Below are 20,993 nucleotides of genomic sequence, written 5' to 3'. Positions count from 1 at the left end.
TACCAGCGCAATATTACTTAATCAAAAGCCGCATGGTTTCCCTATGCGGCTTAAATTTTATGCGCTCAAGTCTATGCGCTTTGTCTTATTGCTTACCTGACATTAACTGCTCCATAAGCTGGCTAAAGTCAAAGCTTGCTGCTTTTTGAAGCGGTGGGTATTCAGTAAGCGACTTAATATGCTCACCTAATAAGTGTTGTACAGGTTCGTTAAGCCATTGTTTAGCCTGAACTATATCAGAGCGGTCAGTCAAACCATCAAAGCTTTCAAACGGATCCATGCGAAGGTTGTAGAAAATGGGGAACTTTTGTTTTTCATACTGTGCATAGTAGTTTTCGCTTGTTTCAAAATGCAGCTTCCATTGTTTATAGCGAATCGCTTTAATGCTTGATTCGTAATAATAGAAAAAGTGGTCACGTGCACTGTCATCTGTTTTTCCTAACCAGTAATCTAAGTTATTTACACCATCAAGTGGCTGTTTATGCTCTTTAAGTGCTTTTTTGGCTACATTAGGCTCACCCGCAGCAGCTGCCAAAGTGGTGTAAATATCCATGTGTGTTTGAATACCGTTTAAAATTCTATCTGCGGGTACTTTACCTGGCCAACGAACAATCATTGGTACACGTACACCGCCTTCGTAGGTTGTCATTTTTTCTCCACGGAATGGCGTTGTACCACCATGAAGACGCGCACTGTGTTCTGGACCATTATCTGTCGAGTAAACAACGATCGTATTATCTAGCACACCCATGTCTTGAAGTGCAGCCATCAATTCACCCACTTGTTGATCATGCTCAATTAAGCCACTACCATACAAATCGTGCTCTGTAGTGTGCTTGGCAGCTAAATAACGACTTTCATCACTTAAACGGGTATACATGTGCATACGGCTTGGATTAAACCACACAAAGAACGGCTTATTCTCTTTTTGTGCTCGCTTGATAAAGTCTAAACTTGCATCCATGAATTCTTTATCAACCGTTTTCATTCGCTCGCGAGAAAGCTGGCCTGTGTCTTTAATTTTTTGCTTACCAACTTTACCAAATCGTGGGTCAACTGTTTTGTCATCTACATTAGTTGCATAAGTGTGTAAAACCCCGCGTGTACCGTATTTTTTGAAGAATTCAGGATCTTTAGGGTAATCAACTTGCTCAAACTCTTCTTGGGTATTTAAGTGATATAAGTTTCCAAAGAATTCATCAAAACCATGAACGGTTGGTAAGTGCTCGTTGCGATCACCTAAATGGTTTTTACCGAATTGACCCGTAGCGTAACCTTGCTCTTTAAGAACTTCAGCAAGAGTATAGGAGCCCGCTTTTAAACCAAGCTCTGCGCCGGGTCTGCCAACAGTTGTCATGCCACTACGGATTGGGTACTGTCCGGTAATAAGGGCCGCGCGACCAGCAGTACATGACGGTTGAGCATAATGATCAGTGAACATCGTGCCTTCATGGGCGAGTTTATCAATATTTGGGGTTTTATAGCCCATTGTACCCAAACCATAGGCACTTATATTCTGCCACCCTACATCATCAGGGAATATTATAAGAATATTGGGTTTATCTTTAGCGAACGCCACTGAGCTTACTAAATACAAAGCAGCAGATGCGACGGCGAGAAATCTTTTCATAACAGCAATCCTTCGTGTTTTGGAGTATCACAATCCACTTAACTAAATGATTAAGTATTAATGTAGATTGGTATTGAGTACTAAAGGTACCTTTTTAGTCTACTAAATGTTTACACTTCCGCAAATTAATTAGTTGAAAAACAAACAAAAATGCCGCATGGTTTCCCTATGCGGCATTTTTAACTTATTAGGCTAATAAAACTTATTTAATAACCTCTAAGCCTCCCATGTATGGGCGTAATACCTCTGGCACAACAATTGAACCATCAGCTTGTTGATAGTTTTCTAAAATGGCAACCAATGTACGACCTACAGCCAAACCTGAACCATTAAGTGTATGCAATAGTTCTGGTTTTTTCTCACCTTGACGACGGAAACGCGCTTGCATGCGACGTGCTTGGAAATCAACCATGTTTGAACACGATGAAATTTCACGGTAGGTATTTTGTGCAGGTAACCATACTTCTAAATCGTAAGTTTTCGCAGCACCAAAGCCCATATCGCCGGTACAAAGAATCACTTTACGGTAAGGAAGCTCTAATGCTTGTAAGATTTGCTCTGCGTGACCTGTTAGCTCTTCTAGCGCTTGCATTGAGTCTTCTGGTTTTACTAGCTGTACTAATTCAACTTTGTCGAATTGGTGCTGACGAATAAGACCACGTGTATCACGACCATAGCTGCCGGCCTCACTGCGGAAACATGGCGTATGCGCGGTTAAACGAATTGGCAAGTCACTTTCGTCATAAATTTCATCGCGGGCACAGTTCGTAAGGGGTACTTCTGCTGTTGGAATTAAGCTAAAACCAGGTTGTTGTTGACCTTCGTCATCCACTAAACCTAACGTGTGGAATAAATCACCGGCGAACTTAGGCAGTTGGCTTGTACCGTACAAACTTGCGCTATTAACAAGGTAAGGTACGTACATTTCTGTGTAACCGTTTTTATCGGTGTGCGTATCAAGCATGAATTGAGTTAATGCACGGTGCATACGCGCAACTTGGCCACGCATCACAGTAAAACGTGCACCACTGATCTTCACGCCCATTTCAAAATCAAGACCCTTTACGTCTTGACCTACATCAACGTGATCTTTTACTTCAAAGTCAAATGATTTTGGTGTACCCCACGTTGAGATTTCAACGTTTTGCTCTTCATCTTCACCAACAGGAACTGACTCATCTGGTAAGTTTGGAATGGCAAGGGCAATTTGCTTAAGCTCTTCAAGCACTGCGTCTTGCTCTGCTTTTACGCTGTCTAGTTCATCCCCAAGGGTACTGACCGAATCAAGCAAAGCTTGTGCTTTATCGTGCTCGCTTTTGGCTTTAGCTTGGCCGATAGCTTTGGAACTTGCGTTACGTTCGCTTTGAAGTTCTTGCGTTTTTACTTGTAATGTTTTGCGTTTTTCTTCAAGTGCAGTCACTGCATCGATATCAAGTTCAAAGCCGCGTGTTGCTAAACGCGCAGCCGCTTGTTCAATATCTTGACGTAAATATTTAGAATCTAACATGTTAGTTTTTAACCTTTTTGCATTACCAGCTGAAGGCCCAGCCAAGCCATAAATATACACACCACCACGTTTAAGGTGATATTGAGGGCCATTTTAAAAAAGTGACCTTGTTGCAACAGCAACAACGAATCCATTGAGAATGTTGAAAAGGTGGTCAATGCACCTAAAAAGCCAATACCAATTAAGGTCTTAGCAGGGCTAACAGCGATTATTTCTTTTTCAATCAAGCCGTATAAAATGCCCATTAACAATGAACCAAGAATATTAACTGTCAACGTGCCAAAAGGGAATCCCCTACCCAGCAGTTTTAGCATTGTTTCGCTAAGAAAATAGCGTAAGCAAGCACCTGATGCGCCACCCAATGCAATCATCATGTAAAGTTTTAAACTATTCATAACGTTTAATATCGCTTTGCTCATTTCGCTGCGTTAAATAATCCAGCTTTTGTTTTATTTTTTGCTCAAGCCCGCGATCCGTAGGAAAGTAATACTGCCTATCGCTAATAGCTTCAGGAAAATATTTTTCGCCTGCGGCAAATGCGCCTTCTTCGTTATGCGCATAACGATACTCAGCACCATAGCCCAAATCTTTCATTAGGCTGGTAGGTGCATTACGCAGGTGCTCTGGTACAGGGTAACTAGGTTCATTTTGCGCATCGTGCTTGGCCTGATTAAAAGCCATATACACAGCATTGCTCTTAGGCGCACTGGCTAAATAGAGCGTGGCTTGCGCTATGGCACGTTCACCTTCACTTGGCCCCACTCGCTGATAAATATCCCATGCATTGAGTGCAACTTCCATAGCGCGAGGGTCTGCATTGCCGATATCTTCTGTCGCGATGGCTAATAAACGTCTTGCAACATATAGCGGGTCGCCCCCCCCCGCTAAAATACGGCAATACCAATATAAAGCACCATCGGGTGAGCTGCCTCGTACAGACTTATGAAACGCAGAGATTAGATCGTAAAACTCATCGCCCCCTTTGTCATATTTCGCTAAATGCGTTGGCAGCACTTGACTTAAAACATGCTGATCAATTAGGTAATTACCTTGTTTTTCAGTGGTTAAATCAACGGCTTGTTCAAGTAAATTGAGTACTTTACGGGCATCACCGTCGCTGGCTTGGCAAAGTGCCTGCTTTGCGTTATCGGCAATGACGATGTTTTTTTCACTTAGCTCTACATCATCACGTAATGCGCGCTCAATCACATTGTGTAAATCGGTTTGCTCTAACGCTTTAAGTACATAAACACGCGCACGTGAAAGTATGGCGTTATTGAGTGCAAACGAAGGATTTTCTGTGGTGGCGCCAACAAAAATAAACGTGCCGTCTTCTATGTGAGGCAAGAAGGCATCTTGTTGTGATTTATTAAAACGGTGTACTTCGTCGACAAATAATAGCGTACGCTGACCTCGCCCAGCAAGGTTAGCTTTGGCTTCATTGACCGCTTCACGGATGTCTTTTACGCCAGCGGTGACAGCAGACATTTGAATAAGACTTGCATCTGCATGATTAGCAATAATTTGCGCAAGAGTGGTTTTGCCAACCCCCGGCGGGCCCCACAAAATCAGGCTGTGGCAGCGCCCAGCTAAAATTGCTTGGTATAGCGGTTTATCAGGGCTTAAAAGATGTTGCTGACCAATGTAGTCATTCAATGTTTCAGGTCGCATGCGCGCCGCAAGTGGGCGCACATCAGGACCAAAATTAAATCCTAGATTACTCAAGCCCTATTCACCTTGGCTTTGATCATCAACTTCAACACCTTCAGGAATGATAAATTCAAAGGTCGTCGCAGCCAATGGTTGATTAACCTGAGCATCTTTAAAGGTAAATAACGATTGCTGACCCGAGGTATCCATCACGGTCAATGAAGATAAAGCCTGTTTATCATCACTGAATGCAATATCAAGTTGCTCAACTTGGCTTTCTATGCCTTTATTTGGTGTAACACTAAAGCCTGTATCGGTGGCCAATACTTGGTATTTAGCCCACTGCTCAGGGTCTTTTGATGTAAGTAGCACAAACGGGGTTGAATCTATCAGACTATGGGTATTCATTATGGTAACTTGCTCAGCGAAGCTATCAAAATAATAGGTTTTTTCACCGTTAGAAACAAATAACGTTTCATCTGGACTTTGCTGTTGCCAGCGAATCATCATAGGTTGCTGGAGCGCAATATTGCCCTCACCTTGCATAATGGCTTCGCCCTGTGCATCGGTTACTTTTTGTATAAATTGCGCTTTAAAACTGTTAATTGTGCCAAGTTGCTGTTGCAATGCTTGGCTGTCGTCAGCACGACTCTGACCGCTTAATAAACACCCTACTATTAGGGTTAACACTGTAATTTTTTTCATTAATTTGCTCCACCATTGGGCACTAATACTTCTCGGGCACCATTATGACCTGGCGCACTGACAATGCCTGACGTTTCCATTTGTTCCACTAAACGTGCTGCGCGGTTATAACCAACGCGAAGCTTACGTTGTACACTCGATACCGACACTTTGCCGGTTTCTATCACAAATGATACTGCTTCATCGTAAAGCGGATCTGACTCTTCATCACCGTCTTCACTGGTTTCTCCTGGTAGTAAAATTTCTTCTGTGGCATCACCATTTAAAATTTCATCAATGTAATTTGGCTTGCCCCGTTTCTTCCAATCGTCGACCACGGCATGAACTTCATGATCATCAACAAATGCACCGTGAACACGCACAGGCACGCTGGTGCCAGGCGGTAAGTAAAGCATATCACCCATACCCAGTAAGTTTTCAGCACCTTGTTGGTCTAAAATGGTGCGCGAGTCAATCTTACTTGATACTTGGAACGCCATACGCGTTGGAATATTCGCTTTAATTAAACCCGTTATAACATCAACCGACGGGCGCTGTGTTGCAAGCACTAAGTGAATACCTGCTGCACGGGCTTTTTGTGCAATACGTGCAATTAGCTCTTCTACTTTTTTACCGACAATCATCATCATGTCAGCAAATTCATCAATCACCACGACAATACTAGGCAGTTTACCCAGCTCTTCAGGGCCATCAGCCATGCCGTCAGTGTCTTTAAAAAGTGGATCAAGGATCGGTTGACCGGCCTCTTTCGCATCCAATACTTTTTGGTTGTAACCTTTTAAGTTACGCACACCCAGTGCCGACATAAGCTTATAACGACGCTCCATTTCCCCCACACACCAACGCAGTGCATTAGCCGCTTCTTTCATGTCTGTGACCACTTCACACAATAAATGCGGAATACCTTCGTACACAGAAAGTTCAAGCATTTTAGGGTCTATCATAATCATACGTACATCATCAGGCCCTGATTTGTACAGTAAGCTTAATATCATTACATTAACGCCCACTGACTTACCTGAACCGGTTGTACCAGCGACAAGTAAATGAGGCATTTTACCCAAGTCAGCACACACAGGCTCACCGGCAATATCTTTTCCTAATACCATGGTTAATGGTGATGGGTTTGACTCAAACTTAGGGGCATTGATTACTTCGCTTAAACGCACGATTTCGCGGTGTTTATTCGGCAACTCAATACCTACATAGGTTTTACCCGGAATAACCTCAACAACACGCACACTGACAGCAGACAGCGAGCGCGCTAAATCTTTTGCAAGACCGGTGATTTTCGCCACTTTAATACCCGGTGCTAAATCGAGTTCAAAACGCGTAACAACAGGGCCTGGGTATACGCCGACAACCGTGGCTTGAATATTAAAATCAAGCAATTTGGTTTCAACTAAACGTGAAATGCCATCAAGCTCTTCTTGCGATAATGGGTTCTTCGCTTTATCTGGGCGGTCTAACAGCTCCAGCGACGGTAACGGGGTTGCTGGCGGTTGCTCTTCTAATAAGGCCTCAAATTTTTCTTTTGCAGTAGGAGGTGGCTGATACGCAGGCTTTGCCTTTGGCATTGGGCGTGCAGGAGAGACAACCGTTGTCGTTGGCTTTTCAGGTTCAACAACGGGGCTTTGATCAAGCGCATTGAGAGCTGACACTGTGTCAAACGATTCATCATCAAGCGCACTAAAACCGATTTCTTGATCTAAAATATCGTCAAGTTCATCAAAACCATTAAATTCAGACTCTGTTTTTTTAGCTGGTTTTGCAGCCGCTTTTTCTTGAGCAGGTTGGTTTACATCGGGCTCGGTAAAACCAATTGAAGGCTCACTATCAGGCTCGACAAAGTTCGCATCGGGTTCTGATGAAAGAACAGCTTTATTTGCGTCTTTTTCGCGTTGAAGCCAGGCCGACAAGTGCTTGCGTGTAAAATAAAAGGCACGCATTACCCAATCACCTAAGAAGTCAACAAATTGCACCCATGACACACCCGTTAAAAGCGTTAAGCCTGCGAAAAAGAAACACAGTAATAAAATAGATGTACCTGTGAAATTAAAGGTCGGCATCATCGCCGAGGCAATAACGTCCCCTACTACCCCGCCCGATGAAAAATTATAAATATCGTCAAAATTGATGCTGCTAATCGCGGTTGCAGAGGTAATAAATAAAGCAAAACCAATGATTCTTAAAGCCAGCGTGGTGTAATCAAGTTGGAATATGCGATGGGGCTGCTTAAATAATAAGTAACCAAATAACTGAATAGCCGCCGGCACCAAATAGGCAAGCCAGCCAAATGTAAGCAATAAGATATCTGCTATCCACGCACCTGCTGTGCCGGTAATATTCTTTACATTAACAAATTCACCGGTTTGCGACCATGATGGGTCGGCAGGATCAAAACTGATTAATGCACATAAAATAAATACTGCAGCAAAGGTGCTGATAATTAGCCCAGTTTCTAACAGTCTTTGAACACCATTTAGGCGCATAGCTCCCTATTCCTTATTATTCTTTACTCATCGATTAGCAGTGAAATACCTTAGCAGGAAATGCCGTTTGTTGCACTTTATCTTAACCATGATGGACTGATAATGAACAAGTTTTTGTTACTCTTTGTTTATTTTAACAGTTTATGCAATATAAGGACGAATAATCACCCCTTGTTCACCTTTTACTTCTTCCATCACGACGTAGGTACGGCTCTCACTTACATTAGGTAACTTAAGTAAGATATCACCCAGTACGTTACGGTATTCTGACATGTCATTAACGCGGGTCTTTAATAAAAAGTCGAAATTTCCCGAAACGAGGTGACACTCAATTATTTCATCGTGCTTTTTTACCGCCGAATTAAATTCTTCAAATACATCAGGTGAGGTTTTCGTAATCGTGACCTCAACGTACACCGACAACCCCTGACCCAATTTGGCAGGATCAACAACTGCTTTGTACCCGAGTATGTAGCCTTCTCTTTCAAGCTTCTTTACACGCTCTAAACACGGGGTCGCACTTAAGCCTACACGCCTTGCTAACTCTACGTTAGAGAGCCTTCCATCAAGCTGTAATTCCATTAAAATTTTTCGGTCTATTCTGTCAAGTAATTGATGCATACGCCAAACCAGAGTTTTACACTGTTAAAATATATTTTTTAGATTATATCACTACAAATGAAATTAAAAAAGGTGAGACACACTGCCATGTCATGAATATAATAGTCGAAAATTTTATCCCGTTCTATTAAGGCGAAAAACTATGATTATTGGTGTACCAAAAGAAATTAAAAACCATGAATACCGTGTAGGTATGGTTCCTGCGAGTGTTCGTGAACTAGTAAACCATGGCCACCAAGTGTTCGTTGAAACTGATGCAGGTATGGGCATTGGCTTCACTAACGAAGATTATATTGCAGCAGGCGCTGAAATTTTACCTACCCCAGCTGACGTTTTTGCTAAAGCTGAAATGATCGTAAAAGTAAAAGAGCCACAAGCGGTTGAGCGTGCAATGTTACGCGAAGACCAAATTCTATTTACTTACCTTCACTTAGCACCTGATCTTCCACAAACTGAAGACCTTGTTAAAAGTGGCGCAATCTGTATCGCTTACGAAACAGTAACAGACGCTCGTGGCGGTTTACCACTTCTAGCACCGATGAGTGAAGTTGCTGGTCGTATGTCAATCCAAGCTGGTGCACAAGCGCTAGAAAAGTCGAACCACGGCCGTGGTATGTTACTTGGTGGTGTACCAGGTGTTGAGCCAGCTAAAGTTGTTGTTATCGGCGGCGGCATGGTTGGGCGTAGTGCAGCACAAATGGCAGTTGGCCTAGGTGCAGATGTGGTTGTTTTAGACCGTAACATCGATGTATTACGTGCACTAGACGCTCAGTTTGGTAACAAAGTGAAAGCGATTTACTCAACCGCTGATGCGCTAGAGAAACACGTACTAGAAGCTGACCTTGTGATCGGTGGCGTACTAATCCCAGGTGCTGCAGCGCCTAAATTAGTGACAGCTGAACACATCAAAGCAATGAAGCCTGGTTCTGCAATCGTTGACGTTGCAATCGACCAAGGTGGTTGTATCGCGACTTCAAAAGCGACGACACACGCTGATCCTACTTACATTGTTGATGACGTTGTTCACTACTGTGTTGCAAACATGCCAGGTGCTGTTCCACGTACTTCTACGTTCGCACTTAATAACGCAACATTACCGTTTATCATCAACCTTGCTAACAAAGGCTATAAGAAAGCGCTTCTTGACGATGCACACTTCTTAAAAGGCTTAAACGTGATTAAAGGCCAAGTTACTTACAAAGAAGTAGCTGAAGCATTCAACATGGAATATGTTGACCCACGTACAGCAGTTGAAAATGCTTAATTAGCATTGTGAAACAAAAAAGCAGCGATATCGCTGCTTTTTTTTCGTCTCAAAAAACACAAGACTCTGTTTATCTGGTTGATAGTTAGATAAATCGTTTGATTATAAAATCAACTTTCACACGTTTGGCCTGACCCAGTAATTTTTTTACAGGCGCTGGGTAGTCATCCATCGTTTCTAAATCTTGCGGGCCTGATAAGCGTCGGCAATGAGTTAATATCGCCTGCTTTTCTTGCTCTATTTGCTTTAGTATATGCTGCTGCGGATCGTCAATTAAAATACCATTTTCAATATCAAGCCCCCATGCACGCGGATTTAAATTATGCCCGCTTAACAGATGCAAACGCTTGTCAGAGCAAATCCCTTTTAAATGGAATGAGTTGCTCTCGTGTTTCCACAGATAAACGTTAAGGTTACCATTGGCGATATGACGCTTTTGCGATTTTAAAAATTTATACAAAATGGTTTCGTATAAATATGGCAGCGCACCAATTTTACTAAACGGCTCAGATGGCGGTAAGTAAAAGTCGTTTGCTGTTTTATCTCCCACCACAATGGTCACGTTTTTACCTTGTTTTAAAAGGCGACGTAACGAGCGCATCAACGGTGCAGGGAAATTAAAATACGGCGTGTAAAGAATGAGTTCGTGCTCTGTTGTATCAAATAATGATTTGATTAAGCGGTTTAGCTTATTGCTACGCCGACCTAAACCCAAAAACAAACGCACCCCTAACTCACCTGCACTTGCCTCAGCCGCACTGTCATAACTTGCTGATTTTAGATCTCTCATTAATTGCTTTTGAGCAACTTTGATATCATTGAATTGAGTTAACGGGCGCGTATCAATGCGTGGAACAGCTGCAGAGCTCAATAAATGTGTGTTAATAAATTCGATGACCGAATTACACAAGCCTGCTTGGTGAACTAAAAAATAACGGTCAAGACGATAACGATCATCCTGTTGTAAATAAACATTATTTAAGCTCGCACCGCTGTAAAGTAAGGTGTCGTCAATTACGAAGCCTTTTAAATGTAATACCCCAAAAAGCTCTTTCGCTTTTACGGGTACACCATACACTTTAACGTTTGACTGATACTTTTCTTGGAAATCACAATACATGCTGGCATTGCCATCAGACTTGGCAGCACCAATTAAGCCCCGTTGAGCACGATGAAAGTCTACTAACACGTTTACTTCCAACTCAGGATTCGCTAAAGACGCCTCATGTAAGGCTGTTAAAACCTCTTGACCCGCTTCATCGTCTTGTAAATATAAAGCAGTAATATAAATTCTTTTCGTCGCCGAACGAATTAGACGCAATAGTTCAGTGCGATACTCTCTCGCATTGGTTAAGACTTGGACGTCTTCTGTAGTCAGCCCAAATGCGGGCTTTTCCTGCCAAAATACCATAATTGCCTGTTCGTTTATCTAGCCTAAAGTCTAAGCTAATATCAAAATTAGCTAAAACATACCAAAAAAATATTGCTTGGTCATGAATTAACGCACTTTGCTACGCTAATACTTCACTATTAGCTCGTTTTATAAGCAAAAAGAGGCATTTAAATTTTATTAAGTAAGGATTATTTGACAGCTTCGCGATTTACTTAAAAAAATAATCCGCCCTTTTGTTTACTTCCGCCTTGTTTTTCTTAGAATCGGGCGCATAGACATCGTATCAAAACGTTTTTAGGAAAAACCATGAGTGACGCAAAACACTGTAAATTACTAATTTTAGGTTCTGGCCCTGCTGGCTACACTGCTGCTGTATATGCTGCACGTGCAAACCTTAACCCTGTTCTTATCACGGGTATTCAACAAGGTGGTCAATTAACAACGACAACTGAAGTTGAAAACTGGCCGGGTGATGCTCACGGCCTAACAGGCCCAGCATTAATGGAACGTATGAAAGAACACGCTGAACGTTTTGAAACTGAAATTGTGTTCGACCACATTAACAAAGTAGATGTATCTAAGCGTCCTTTCACTCTAACAGGTGATTCTGGTACGTATACGTGTGATGCACTTATTATCGCAACAGGCGCATCAGCTAAATACTTAGGCTTAGAGTCTGAAACAAACTTCCAAGGTCGTGGTGTTTCAGCCTGTGCAACGTGCGATGGTTTCTTTTATCGTGGTCAAAAGGTTGCTGTTGTAGGCGGTGGTAATACGGCTGTTGAAGAAGCGTTATATTTATCAAATATTGCAGCAGAAGTTCACGTGGTTCATCGCCGTGATAGCTTCCGCAGTGAAAAAATCTTAGCAGACCGCCTTAAAGAAAAAGCTGAAAATGGTAATGTTGTCTTACACTATAACCGTACCCTAGACGAAGTATTAGGTGATGAAATGGGTGTAACCGGTATTCGCATTAAAGCCACGGATTCTGATGAGACTGAGAATTTAGATCTTGCCGGTGTATTCATTGCAATTGGTCATAAGCCAAACACGGATATGTTTGCAGGTCAGCTTGAAATGAAAGACGGCTACTTAGTGGTTGAATCTGGCTTAAACGGTAACGCAACACAAACAAGCGTACCGGGTGTTTTTGCTGCGGGTGATGTATGTGACCATATTTATCGCCAAGCCATCACATCAGCCGGTACAGGCTGTATGGCAGCACTTGATGCAGAGCGCTTCCTAGACAATCTGTAACCAGCGATTTAAAACACCTTTTTAAAATACCAAGGGGCTATACAGCCCCTTTTTTTAGGCAAAAATTTTGCTAAAATTATCAAAAATAATAATGAATCCGCTGCAATGACAAAGCAAATTTATCAACTTCCTGAATCAGGTGTTGATTTCCCCAACCCTGAGCATGCCCTTGACGAGCCTGATGGCCTTTTAGCAATTGGCGGTGGGTTATCTGTTGCGCGCTTAAAGAACGCCTATCAATCCGGTATATTCCCTTGGTTTAGTGATTATGAGCCGATTATGTGGTGGTCACCTAGCCTGCGAGGCATCATTGAACTTGACGAGTTTCATGTTAGTCGTAGCTTAAAAAAATATTTAAAGTGCTCTGCGTTTCGCGTCACGATTAATCATGCTTTTTCTCACGTGATTTCAGCTTGCCGTGAACAACGCTTAGACGCAGAAGGTACGTGGATCACTGAGCAAATGATGGATGCTTACATTCAAGCCCATCAACAAGGTCTTGCACACAGTGTCGAGATTTGGCATGACAATGAGTTAGTCGCCGGTCTCTATGGCATCATGCAACATGGCGTATTTTGTGGAGAGTCGATGTTTCACCAAGTATCAAACGGCTCAAAACTGGCAATGTGGGCACTCGTTAACTGGCTAAAGAAACACAATGCTCATTTTATTGATTGTCAGCTAGAGAACCCTTATTTGCTAACTTTAGGTGCAAAAGTTATCCCACGTAGTGAATTTTTAACTAGACTTAAGTTAGCAAAAAACTATGTTCCCACAGCAGACATGTGGCAACCACAAGAGTTGATAAATATTTATGACTGAGCATTTACCCGCTAGGCTTGGTTTGAGCCAGCAATTTGATTGCAGTTATTTACCGGATCGCCAAGAGCAGCTCCTCGTTATATTGGACCCAAGTTGCTATTGCCCTGATAAATTTGAACAATTGTTAGCATTAGGGTTTAGGCGCAGTGGTGACCAAATATATCGTCCTCACTGCCCTGTTTGTAACGCCTGTAATTCAGTGCGTGTCTTAGCGCAACAATTTACGCCTTCTAAATCACAAAAACGTAAACTAAACAAAGCAGACAAACTTTTTACGGTTAGTTACAGTGAATATGAACGCGCAGAATATTACCCTCTTTATTGCAAGTACATTACGCAACGACATCAAGATGGCTCTATGTTTCCGCCTGATCAGAACCAATATGAAAGCTTTTTATTTTGCCAATGGTTGCCTGTGACATTTATTGAACTGCGAGAAGGTGACAAGCTCGTTGCTGTAGCAGTCACCGACTGCATGCACAATGCAGTTTCCGCAATTTACACATTTTTTGATCCCGATTATGAGAAGTACAGCATTGGTAGTATCATGATCATGCAGCAAATTAAGTTTGCTAAACAACAAGCAAAACAATTTGTCTATTTGGGCTATCAAATCGACGAATGTGACAAAATGAAATACAAAACCCAATTTTTGCCCGCAGAAAAGCATCTTGGCGATCACTGGTTGGCGATTTAATTTACAAATTTGAGCCCTGTAGCTTTACTTATTGCTGTATTTTCGGCAAAATCTGCAGCGTTTAACTATTAAAGAGGTGTTACGCTAAACATGGCGAAAGAAGACGTAATCGAAATGCAAGGTACGGTCCTTGATACTTTACCAAATACAATGTTCCGAGTTGAGCTAGAAAATGGTCACGTAGTTGTGGCTCATATCTCTGGAAAAATGCGCAAAAACTATATCCGCATCTTAACTGGCGACAAAGTAACCGTAGAAATGACTCCTTACGATTTATCGAAAGGTCGCATCGTATTCCGTGCTCGCTAAGTTAGTGCGATAACGAGAGATTTAGCTTTTTGCTGCTTTGAATGGGCAGGTGTGTTTATTACAAAGAGCTAAAAGCGTTTATTAAATGGTGTTCAAACTACCCTAGTTTCAATTCCATTTAATAAACAAAAAGCCCAGCATTAGCTGGGCTTTTTGTTTTCTGCCTTTTAAACCTTACGCTGTTTCAAGGTTTGTTTCATATTCAAAGTGAATTTTCTTGTCCTTAACCGACACTTTCACTGAACCACCCGCGGCCAGCTCACCAAATAGAATTTCATTGGCCAACGGCTTTTTGAGCTCGTCTTGAATCACACGCGCCATTGGCCGTGCGCCCATTGCTTTGTCGTAACCTTTATCAGCCAACCATTCACGAGCTTTAGATGTCAGTTCAAGATTAACAGACTTCTTATCTAGCTGAGCTTGAAGCTCAACAATGAATTTATCAACAACCTGCAAAATAACGTCTTTTTCAAGGTGATTAAACCAAATAATGTTATCTAAGCGGTTTCTAAATTCAGGTGAAAAGACCTTGTTAATCTCAGTCATGGCATCGTGAGAATGATCTTGCTCTGTAAAGCCTATCGATTTACGCACAGTCTCTTGTACACCGGCGTTGGTTGTCATTACCACTACCACATTTCTAAAGTCGGCTTTACGGCCGTTATTATCCGTTAAGGTGCCGTGATCCATCACTTGTAATAAAATGTTGTAGATATCTGGATGCGCTTTTTCAATTTCATCAAGCAACACCACCGCGTGCGGGTTTTTGATAACGGCTTCGGTTAATAAACCACCTTGCTCAAAGCCAACATAGCCTGGAGGAGCACCAATCAAACGGCTTACTGCGTGACGTTCAACGTATTCAGACATATCAAAGCGAATAAACTCAACCCCCAAGCACTTAGCTAACTGCTTAGTGACCTCTGTTTTACCGACACCCGTTGGGCCTGCAAATAAGAACGACCCCACAGGTTTATCTTCATTTGCGAGTCCAGAGCGAGATAAACGAATAGCCGATGTTAATGCATCAATTGATTGATCTTGACCAAATACAAGCATCTTCAAGTTACGATCAAGGTTCTTCAATGTTTCTTTATCACTTGAAGAAACGCTTTGCTGTGGTATACGCGCCATTTTTGACACAATTAACTCGATATCAGCTACACCAATGGTTTTTTTGCGTTTTGATATCGGTTGTAGGCGCTGATTTGCACCGGCTTCGTCAATCACATCAATTGCTTTGTCAGGTAAATGACGCTCATTAATGTATTTTGCGCTCAGCTCAGCAGCTGCCTTAAGGGCTTTTTGCGTGTAACGAATACCATGATGCTCTTCGTAACGCTCTTTTAAGCCATTGAGGATTTTCGTTGTATCAGCCACACTTGGTTCAAGTACATCAATTTTTTGGAAACGACGTACCAGAGCACGGTCTTTCTCAAAAATATTTTTATACTCATTGTAAGTGGTCGAGCCCATACAACGTAATTTACCACTTGAAAGTAAAGGCTTAATTAAGTTAGACGCATCCATTACACCACCAGACGCAGCACCCGCACCAATAATGGTATGTATCTCATCGATAAATAAAATTGAATGCGGTTTAGCTTGCAGCTCTTTTAGTAACGATTTAAAACGTTTTTCAAAGTCGCCGCGGTATTTTGTACCGGCTAATAATGCCCCCATATCAAGTGAATAAACAACCGCATCGGCTATTACATCAGGCACTTCGTTTTTCACAATACGATAAGCAAGGCCTTCAGCAATGGCTGTTTTACCTACCCCGGCTTCACCAACCAATAATGGATTATTTTTCTTACGACGGCATAATACTTGTACCGTACGTTCGACTTCATTATCACGGCCAACAAGCGGATCGATATTTCCTTCAATCGCTTGCTGATTGAGGTTTGTTGTAAAGTTTTCAAGTTTAGTCGGCTCTTCGCCTTGCACCTCTTGTACTTCTTCATGAATATCATCATGGTCATCACCACCGATATCATCATCGGCTTTCGAAATACCATGCGAAATGAAGTTAACGATGTCTAAACGATTTACATCCGCTTTTTTAAGTAAATAAACAGCTTGACTTTCTTGTTCAGAGAACATAGCCACAAGTACATTTACGCCTGTTACTTCGCTCTTACCTGACGATTGCACATGAAACACCGCGCGTTGAAGCACACGTTGAAAACCCAAAGTAGGCTGTGTTTCTCTGTCTTCTTCTAAGTCAGGAATAACCGGCGTTGTTTCGTCGATAAAATCTGATAACTCAACTTTTAACGCGCTCATATCTACACCACAGGCGTTAAGCGCTTCTCCAGCAGAAGGGTTATCGAGCAGCGCGAGTAAAAGATGCTCGACGGTCATAAATTCATGTCGGCGCGTTCTTGCTTCGCGAAACGCCGCATTCAAGGTTAGTTCTAAGTCTTTGTTTAGCATTGGCAACCCCTTACTGAGATAATATTTATATACCGTTGTGATGGGCTAAATGTTCACCCTACCTTGGTATTTATTCCTGCTCACAACTACATAGCAGTGGATGCTCGTTGTCTCGTGCGTAACGATTAACTTGCTCAACTTTGGTGTAAGCAACATCGGCGCTATAAATGCCGCATATTGCTTTACCATTATGATGAACTTGAAGCATCACATCTGTTGCTCTATCGCTATCCATATTAAAAAACGTCATTAGTACTTCTATCACAAAGTCCATTGGCGTGTAATCATCATTATTTAAAATGACCTTATATTTTCGCGGTGGTTGCAGTTTTTGCTTTTCACTATCGCGAACCGTTTCAATAACACCAGAATCTTTCATACCACTCATAATTAAATATAGTCTTGTCTTTAGAACTCAAGCAAACTTGAATAAAAAAATAAATAAATTGTTAAAAAATAGTTCAAAACACTTGACTGACTGCCTAAATAAACTACAGTCAATTATAGATTGATTAAACCTTAGTCAGTCTAGCAAATTACACGGTTTAGAATAACTAAATTAGTCAACTTATAGAAGGATGTAGAAGTATGGCTTGTGGTAAAGTCAAATGGTTCAACAATGCCAAAGGTTTTGGTTTCATCGTAGAAGACGGTAGCGAGACTGATATATTCGCTCATTACTCAACGATTGTAATGGACGGTTATAAAACACTTAAAGCTGGTCAAGATGTAACATTCGAATTGCAACAAGGTCCAAAAGGGTTACACGCAACGAATATTGCGCCTAACGATGAAATTTCTTAGGTATTACCTATTCGAGTATCAAGCGAGCGACCTTGTTAAGTTCCTCGCTTACTCTCTTCCCACTAATATATCTTATATTTATCCTTGAAATTCCTTTTCTTCATCCCAATTGTTTAATTGTTATTAGCCCTTTAGAGCCAAGCTTGTTACACTCTTGTTGCTTAAATTTAGCTTTTTCGTCATTTTGACCTAAGGCTTATGGCTAATTTCATTTTATGCCTATTTAGGCTATAAGAATTTTACAGTCTGTCAGCTGTGGTTATTTTGATACCCCGTATTAAGTTGCAACAGCTAACAGACTGATTGCTATGATACCAATTCAGTTAATTAAATGAGCGATATTGAGGAAAATCTTGCCGATAACTCAGCAAAAGTCGTTATTTAGTGATTCTAAATAAGCGCTGCAATGCTGTTAGGTGCGGTTTATTCTCGAATAAAGCAAATGTTATGGCGAGTTGGTATTATTCGATAGCAATATAATTGCATTGTTGAATATGGCTAATTAAGGGTGGCTGCTTGCAGTAACTGCCAAACATTACGCCAACTATCTAGGAATGATGATGACATCAAAAATTATCTACACTAAAACAGATGAAGCGCCAGCACTGGCAACGTATTCATTGTTACCAATCATCCAGGCGTATACTAACGCGGCAGGTGTTGAAGTTGAAACTCGCGACATTTCATTAGCAGGTCGTGTAATTGCTAACTTCCCTGAGTACCTTACAGAAGAGCAACGTATTGATGATGCACTTGCTGAACTAGGCCAAATGGCTAAAACGCCTGAAGCAAATATTATCAAGCTTCCTAATATCAGTGCGTCGGTTCCACAGCTACGCGCTGTAATCAAAGAGCTACAAGAAAAAGGTTACGCACTACCTGACTACCCATCAGAGCCAAAAACTGATGAAGAGCAAAAAATTAAAGCGACTTACGACAAAATCAAAGGCAGTGCTGTAAACCCTGTACTTCGTGAAGGTAACTCTGACCGTCGTGCACCTAGCTCTGTAAAAGAGTATGCTCGTAATAACCCACATTCAATGGGTGCTTGGAGCAAAGATTCTGAGTCGTATGTTGCAAGTATGGAAGAAGGTGATTTCTTTGGTTCTGAGCAATCAGTGACTGTTGCAGAAGCGACTGATGTGCGTATTGAGCACGTTGCAGAAAATGGCGACGTTACAGTACTTAAAGCAAGCACACCGCTTCTAGCAGGCGAAGTGATTGACGCATCTCGTTTAAGCGTTGCAAAATTACAAGATTTTTTAGCGAAAGAAATTCAGACTGCTAAAGAAAAAGGTGTATTGTTCTCACTACACATGAAAGCAACGATGATGAAGGTATCTGACCCAATCATCTTTGGCCATGCAGTAAAAGTATTCTTTAAAGATGTATTTACCAAACACGCTGACCTTTTCAAAGAGTTAGATGTTGATGTGAATAACGGTTTTGGTGACGTATTTGCTAAAATCGAAAAACTAGATGCTGCTAAAAAAGCTGAAATCGAAGCCGATATCCAAGCTGTTTATGACAACAACCCTGCTATCGCGATGGTTGACTCAGACCGTGGTATTACTAATCTTCACGTACCAAGCGATGTGATCATTGATGCATCAATGCCTGCTGCAATCCGTTCAAGCGGTCAAATGTGGAACAGCGAAGGTAAATTACAAGACACAAGTTTTGTCATTCCAGATCGTTGTTATTCTGGTGTTTACCAAGCAACTATTGATTTCTGTAAAGAAAATGGTGCATTCGATCCTACAACCATGGGTAGCGTACCTAACGTAGGCCTTATGGCACAAAAAGCGGAAGAATACGGCTCACACGATAAAACGTTTGAAGTATCAGCAGCAGGTACTGTTCGCGTGGTAGATACAAACGGCACAACATTACTTGAGCACGCTGTTGAGCAAGGTGACATCTGGCGTATGTGTCAGGTAAAAGATGCACCAATTCAAGATTGGGTTAAACTTGCTGTTAATCGTGCTCGCGCAACAAATACACCCGCGGTATTCTGGTTAGATGAAAATCGTGCGCACGATGCCGAGCTAATCAAAAAAGTAAATGCGTATTTACCACATCACGATACTGATGGTTTAGATATCCGTATTTTAGCACCCCTTGAAGCGACTAAGTTCTCACTTGAGCGTATTAAAGAAGGTAAAGATACGATTTCTGTAACAGGTAACGTACTGCGTGATTACCTAACTGACTTATTCCCTATTCTTGAGCTAGGTACAAGCGCTAAAATGCTGTCAATCGTACCACTTATGAATGGTGGTGGTTTATTCGAAACGGGTGCGGGTGGTTCTGCTCCTAAGCATGTACAGCAATTCGAAAAAGAAAACCACTTACGTTGGGATTCTCTGGGTGAGTTTTTAGCACTTGCGGCTTCTTTAGAGCACTTAAGCGTTAATACTGGTAATAAGAAAGCACAAGTACTTGCTGATACGCTAGATAAAGCAACAGGTACTTTCCTTGCTGAAAACAAATCACCTTCACGTAAAGTGAAAGAGATTGATAACCGTGGTTCTCACTTCTTCTTAGCATTATTCTGGGCACAAGAACTTGCTGCTCAAAACGATGACGCTGAGTTAAAAGCACAGTTCACGCAAATCGCTTCTGACCTTGAATCACAAAAAGAGCAAATCGTTACTGAGTTGAACGATGCACAAGGTACAGCAATGAATGTAGGTGGTTATTACCAACCAAATGACGATGCGGCATTTAAAGCAATGCGTCCAAGCACAACATTCAATGACATTTTAGCTAAATTAGTTTAATTGTTATTGAAATCTGTTAAAAAAGCGCTCATTGAGCGCTTTTTTTTATGAATGCGATAATACCAACCCGCAATACGACTTAATTATTTTGAGTGATTAAACCTGTCGCTACCTGCGTTAAAAATGTCTAATTTACGACAGCATGGATGCAGGAGATAGAGCAATGCAGGAGCAATTGCCGAGAACAACTTACTAACGACATTTTTGCCTTGGTATAAACGGGGGTTTTATTGCGTGAAAAAAAAGACCAGTTAATTAAGCTAATTGGTATAAAAGGCCGCATAGGCGTAATGCCAGTCAGTTAAGAGCTGACTGGCATTTTCTTTTGTAAGGATACTTATTTGGTTTCCTTCTTATCACCCTTGGATAATGCCTGTCTGGTAGCCTATCGGGTAAGATAAACAACCTAAGTGTTGTCAGTAACTCATCATAATGAACAGGTAACTTACTTGCACTATGTATTGGCGTAAACATGAAGAAAGCGATTACCTGCCGCATAGATTGGCTAAAGCTTAATTGAGTAGGCAAGATATCTTCTTCTTTAGTTGCATCAAGCATGATTATGCGTATTAAGTTGTAAGCGAGTAGTAACCCCCATAACTCTTGGCGTACCATGTCTG

The 20,993-nt window shown here is 41.6% G+C and carries 17 protein-coding genes and 1 pseudogene; 7 read left to right on the top strand and 11 right to left on the bottom strand.

What is annotated here, in order from left to right:
- Window positions 1-85: 85 nt before the first annotated feature.
- From BM378_RS15815 to lrp, 7 genes are all read right to left on the bottom strand, one after another.
- Entirely contained in the window at window positions 86-1,630 is a 1,545-nt protein-coding gene (locus BM378_RS15815; protein ID WP_065979977.1) for an arylsulfatase, read from the bottom strand.
- A 202-nt stretch (window positions 1,631-1,832) separates the two neighbouring features.
- Window positions 1,833-3,137, bottom strand: a complete 1,305-nt coding sequence (gene serS / locus BM378_RS15810; RefSeq protein ID WP_074989577.1) for a serine--tRNA ligase — start codon at window positions 3,135-3,137, stop codon at window positions 1,833-1,835.
- Window positions 3,138-3,145: 8 nt separating this feature from the next.
- Entirely contained in the window at window positions 3,146-3,532 is a 387-nt protein-coding gene (gene crcB, locus BM378_RS15805) for a fluoride efflux transporter CrcB (protein WP_074989576.1), read from the bottom strand.
- Window positions 3,525-4,862, bottom strand: a complete 1,338-nt coding sequence (locus BM378_RS15800) for a replication-associated recombination protein A (protein WP_036968135.1) — start codon at window positions 4,860-4,862, stop codon at window positions 3,525-3,527. Before BM378_RS15800 ends, crcB begins: the two co-directional genes overlap by 8 nt.
- A gap of 3 nt (window positions 4,863-4,865) precedes the next feature.
- On the bottom strand, window positions 4,866-5,492 hold the full coding sequence (gene lolA, locus BM378_RS15795) for an outer membrane lipoprotein periplasmic chaperone LolA (protein WP_074989575.1): 627 nt from the start codon (window positions 5,490-5,492) through the stop codon (window positions 4,866-4,868).
- Window positions 5,492-7,984: a DNA translocase FtsK gene (locus tag BM378_RS15790; protein WP_036968127.1), complete on the bottom strand. Its 2,493-nt coding sequence runs from the start codon at window positions 7,982-7,984 to the stop codon at window positions 5,492-5,494. The genes lolA and BM378_RS15790 overlap by 1 nt, the downstream gene beginning before the upstream one ends.
- Before the next feature lie 141 nt (window positions 7,985-8,125).
- Window positions 8,126-8,605 carry a leucine-responsive transcriptional regulator Lrp gene (lrp, locus tag BM378_RS15785; protein ID WP_074989574.1) on the bottom strand — a complete coding sequence of 160 codons (480 nt, stop codon included), beginning with the start codon at window positions 8,603-8,605 and terminating at the stop codon, window positions 8,126-8,128.
- A 142-nt stretch (window positions 8,606-8,747) separates the two neighbouring features.
- On the opposite strand from lrp, the gene ald reads away from it, so the two are divergent.
- Window positions 8,748-9,869: an alanine dehydrogenase gene (gene ald, locus BM378_RS15780; protein ID WP_036968120.1), complete on the top strand. Its 1,122-nt coding sequence runs from the start codon at window positions 8,748-8,750 to the stop codon at window positions 9,867-9,869.
- 85 nt (window positions 9,870-9,954) lie between these two features.
- Here the strand turns inward: ald and pssA are convergent, their stop codons facing one another.
- On the bottom strand, window positions 9,955-11,280 hold the full coding sequence (gene pssA, locus BM378_RS15775; protein ID WP_036968117.1) for a CDP-diacylglycerol--serine O-phosphatidyltransferase: 1,326 nt from the start codon (window positions 11,278-11,280) through the stop codon (window positions 9,955-9,957).
- 288 nt (window positions 11,281-11,568) lie between these two features.
- Here pssA and trxB point away from each other — a divergent pair, with 288 nt between their 5' ends.
- The 4 genes from trxB to infA all read left to right on the top strand — a co-directional run bounded on the left by trxB (window position 11,569) and on the right by infA (window position 14,347).
- Window positions 11,569-12,519, top strand: coding sequence for a thioredoxin-disulfide reductase (gene trxB / locus BM378_RS15770; RefSeq protein WP_036968114.1), 951 nt, complete (start codon window positions 11,569-11,571; stop codon window positions 12,517-12,519).
- Window positions 12,520-12,624: 105 nt separating this feature from the next.
- Window positions 12,625-13,341 carry a leucyl/phenylalanyl-tRNA--protein transferase gene (aat, locus tag BM378_RS15765; protein ID WP_074989573.1) on the top strand — a complete coding sequence of 239 codons (717 nt, stop codon included), beginning with the start codon at window positions 12,625-12,627 and terminating at the stop codon, window positions 13,339-13,341.
- Window positions 13,334-14,038 carry an arginyltransferase gene (locus tag BM378_RS15760; RefSeq protein ID WP_036968108.1) on the top strand — a complete coding sequence of 235 codons (705 nt, stop codon included), beginning with the start codon at window positions 13,334-13,336 and terminating at the stop codon, window positions 14,036-14,038. The genes aat and BM378_RS15760 overlap by 8 nt, the downstream gene beginning before the upstream one ends.
- 90 nt (window positions 14,039-14,128) lie before the next feature.
- Window positions 14,129-14,347 (top strand): translation initiation factor IF-1, encoded by a 219-nt coding sequence (gene infA, locus BM378_RS15755; RefSeq protein WP_002962494.1) that lies wholly within the window; start codon window positions 14,129-14,131, stop codon window positions 14,345-14,347.
- A gap of 174 nt (window positions 14,348-14,521) precedes the next feature.
- Here the strand turns inward: infA and clpA are convergent, their stop codons facing one another.
- Both clpA and clpS read right to left on the bottom strand, forming a co-directional pair.
- Window positions 14,522-16,786, bottom strand: a complete 2,265-nt coding sequence (clpA, locus tag BM378_RS15750) for an ATP-dependent Clp protease ATP-binding subunit ClpA (RefSeq protein ID WP_074989572.1) — start codon at window positions 16,784-16,786, stop codon at window positions 14,522-14,524.
- Between the two features lie 70 nt (window positions 16,787-16,856).
- Window positions 16,857-17,165, bottom strand: coding sequence for an ATP-dependent Clp protease adapter ClpS (gene clpS / locus BM378_RS15745; protein ID WP_174403847.1), 309 nt, complete (start codon window positions 17,163-17,165; stop codon window positions 16,857-16,859).
- 209 nt (window positions 17,166-17,374) lie between these two features.
- Between clpS and cspD the strand changes: the two genes are divergently transcribed.
- Window positions 17,375-17,590, top strand: a complete 216-nt coding sequence (gene cspD, locus BM378_RS15740; RefSeq protein ID WP_036968098.1) for a cold shock domain-containing protein CspD — start codon at window positions 17,375-17,377, stop codon at window positions 17,588-17,590.
- Window positions 17,591-18,150: 560 nt separating this feature from the next.
- On the top strand, window positions 18,151-20,373 hold the full coding sequence (locus BM378_RS15735) for an NADP-dependent isocitrate dehydrogenase (protein WP_036968093.1): 2,223 nt from the start codon (window positions 18,151-18,153) through the stop codon (window positions 20,371-20,373).
- Window positions 20,374-20,670: 297 nt separating this feature from the next.
- Here the strand turns inward: BM378_RS15735 and BM378_RS20455 are convergent.
- A pseudogene (locus BM378_RS20455) lies at window positions 20,671-20,993 on the bottom strand (IS4 family transposase); the annotation flags it as partial.

The organism is Pseudoalteromonas lipolytica (assembly GCF_900116435.1).
GTDB lineage: Bacteria > Pseudomonadota > Gammaproteobacteria > Enterobacterales > Alteromonadaceae > Pseudoalteromonas > Pseudoalteromonas lipolytica.
This window is presented reverse-complemented; position numbering and strand designations above follow the sequence as displayed.

Coding starts and splice junctions, on each gene's coding strand:
- BM378_RS15815 (WP_065979977.1), bottom strand. CDS start 1,630: ATGAAAAGATTTCTCGCCGTCGCATCTGCTGCTTTGTATTTAGTAAGC.
- serS (WP_074989577.1), bottom strand. CDS start 3,137: ATGTTAGATTCTAAATATTTACGTCAAGATATTGAACAAGCGGCTGCG.
- crcB (WP_074989576.1), bottom strand. CDS start 3,532: ATGAATAGTTTAAAACTTTACATGATGATTGCATTGGGTGGCGCATCA.
- lolA (WP_074989575.1), bottom strand. CDS start 5,492: ATGAAAAAAATTACAGTGTTAACCCTAATAGTAGGGTGTTTATTAAGC.
- BM378_RS15790 (WP_036968127.1), bottom strand. CDS start 7,984: ATGCGCCTAAATGGTGTTCAAAGACTGTTAGAAACTGGGCTAATTATC.
- lrp (WP_074989574.1), bottom strand. CDS start 8,605: ATGCATCAATTACTTGACAGAATAGACCGAAAAATTTTAATGGAATTA.
- ald (WP_036968120.1), top strand. CDS start 8,748: ATGATTATTGGTGTACCAAAAGAAATTAAAAACCATGAATACCGTGTA.
- pssA (WP_036968117.1), bottom strand. CDS start 11,280: ATGGTATTTTGGCAGGAAAAGCCCGCATTTGGGCTGACTACAGAAGAC.
- trxB (WP_036968114.1), top strand. CDS start 11,569: ATGAGTGACGCAAAACACTGTAAATTACTAATTTTAGGTTCTGGCCCT.
- aat (WP_074989573.1), top strand. CDS start 12,625: ATGACAAAGCAAATTTATCAACTTCCTGAATCAGGTGTTGATTTCCCC.
- BM378_RS15760 (WP_036968108.1), top strand. CDS start 13,334: ATGACTGAGCATTTACCCGCTAGGCTTGGTTTGAGCCAGCAATTTGAT.
- infA (WP_002962494.1), top strand. CDS start 14,129: ATGGCGAAAGAAGACGTAATCGAAATGCAAGGTACGGTCCTTGATACT.
- clpA (WP_074989572.1), bottom strand. CDS start 16,786: ATGCTAAACAAAGACTTAGAACTAACCTTGAATGCGGCGTTTCGCGAA.
- clpS (WP_174403847.1), bottom strand. CDS start 17,165: ATGAAAGATTCTGGTGTTATTGAAACGGTTCGCGATAGTGAAAAGCAA.
- cspD (WP_036968098.1), top strand. CDS start 17,375: ATGGCTTGTGGTAAAGTCAAATGGTTCAACAATGCCAAAGGTTTTGGT.
- BM378_RS15735 (WP_036968093.1), top strand. CDS start 18,151: ATGACATCAAAAATTATCTACACTAAAACAGATGAAGCGCCAGCACTG.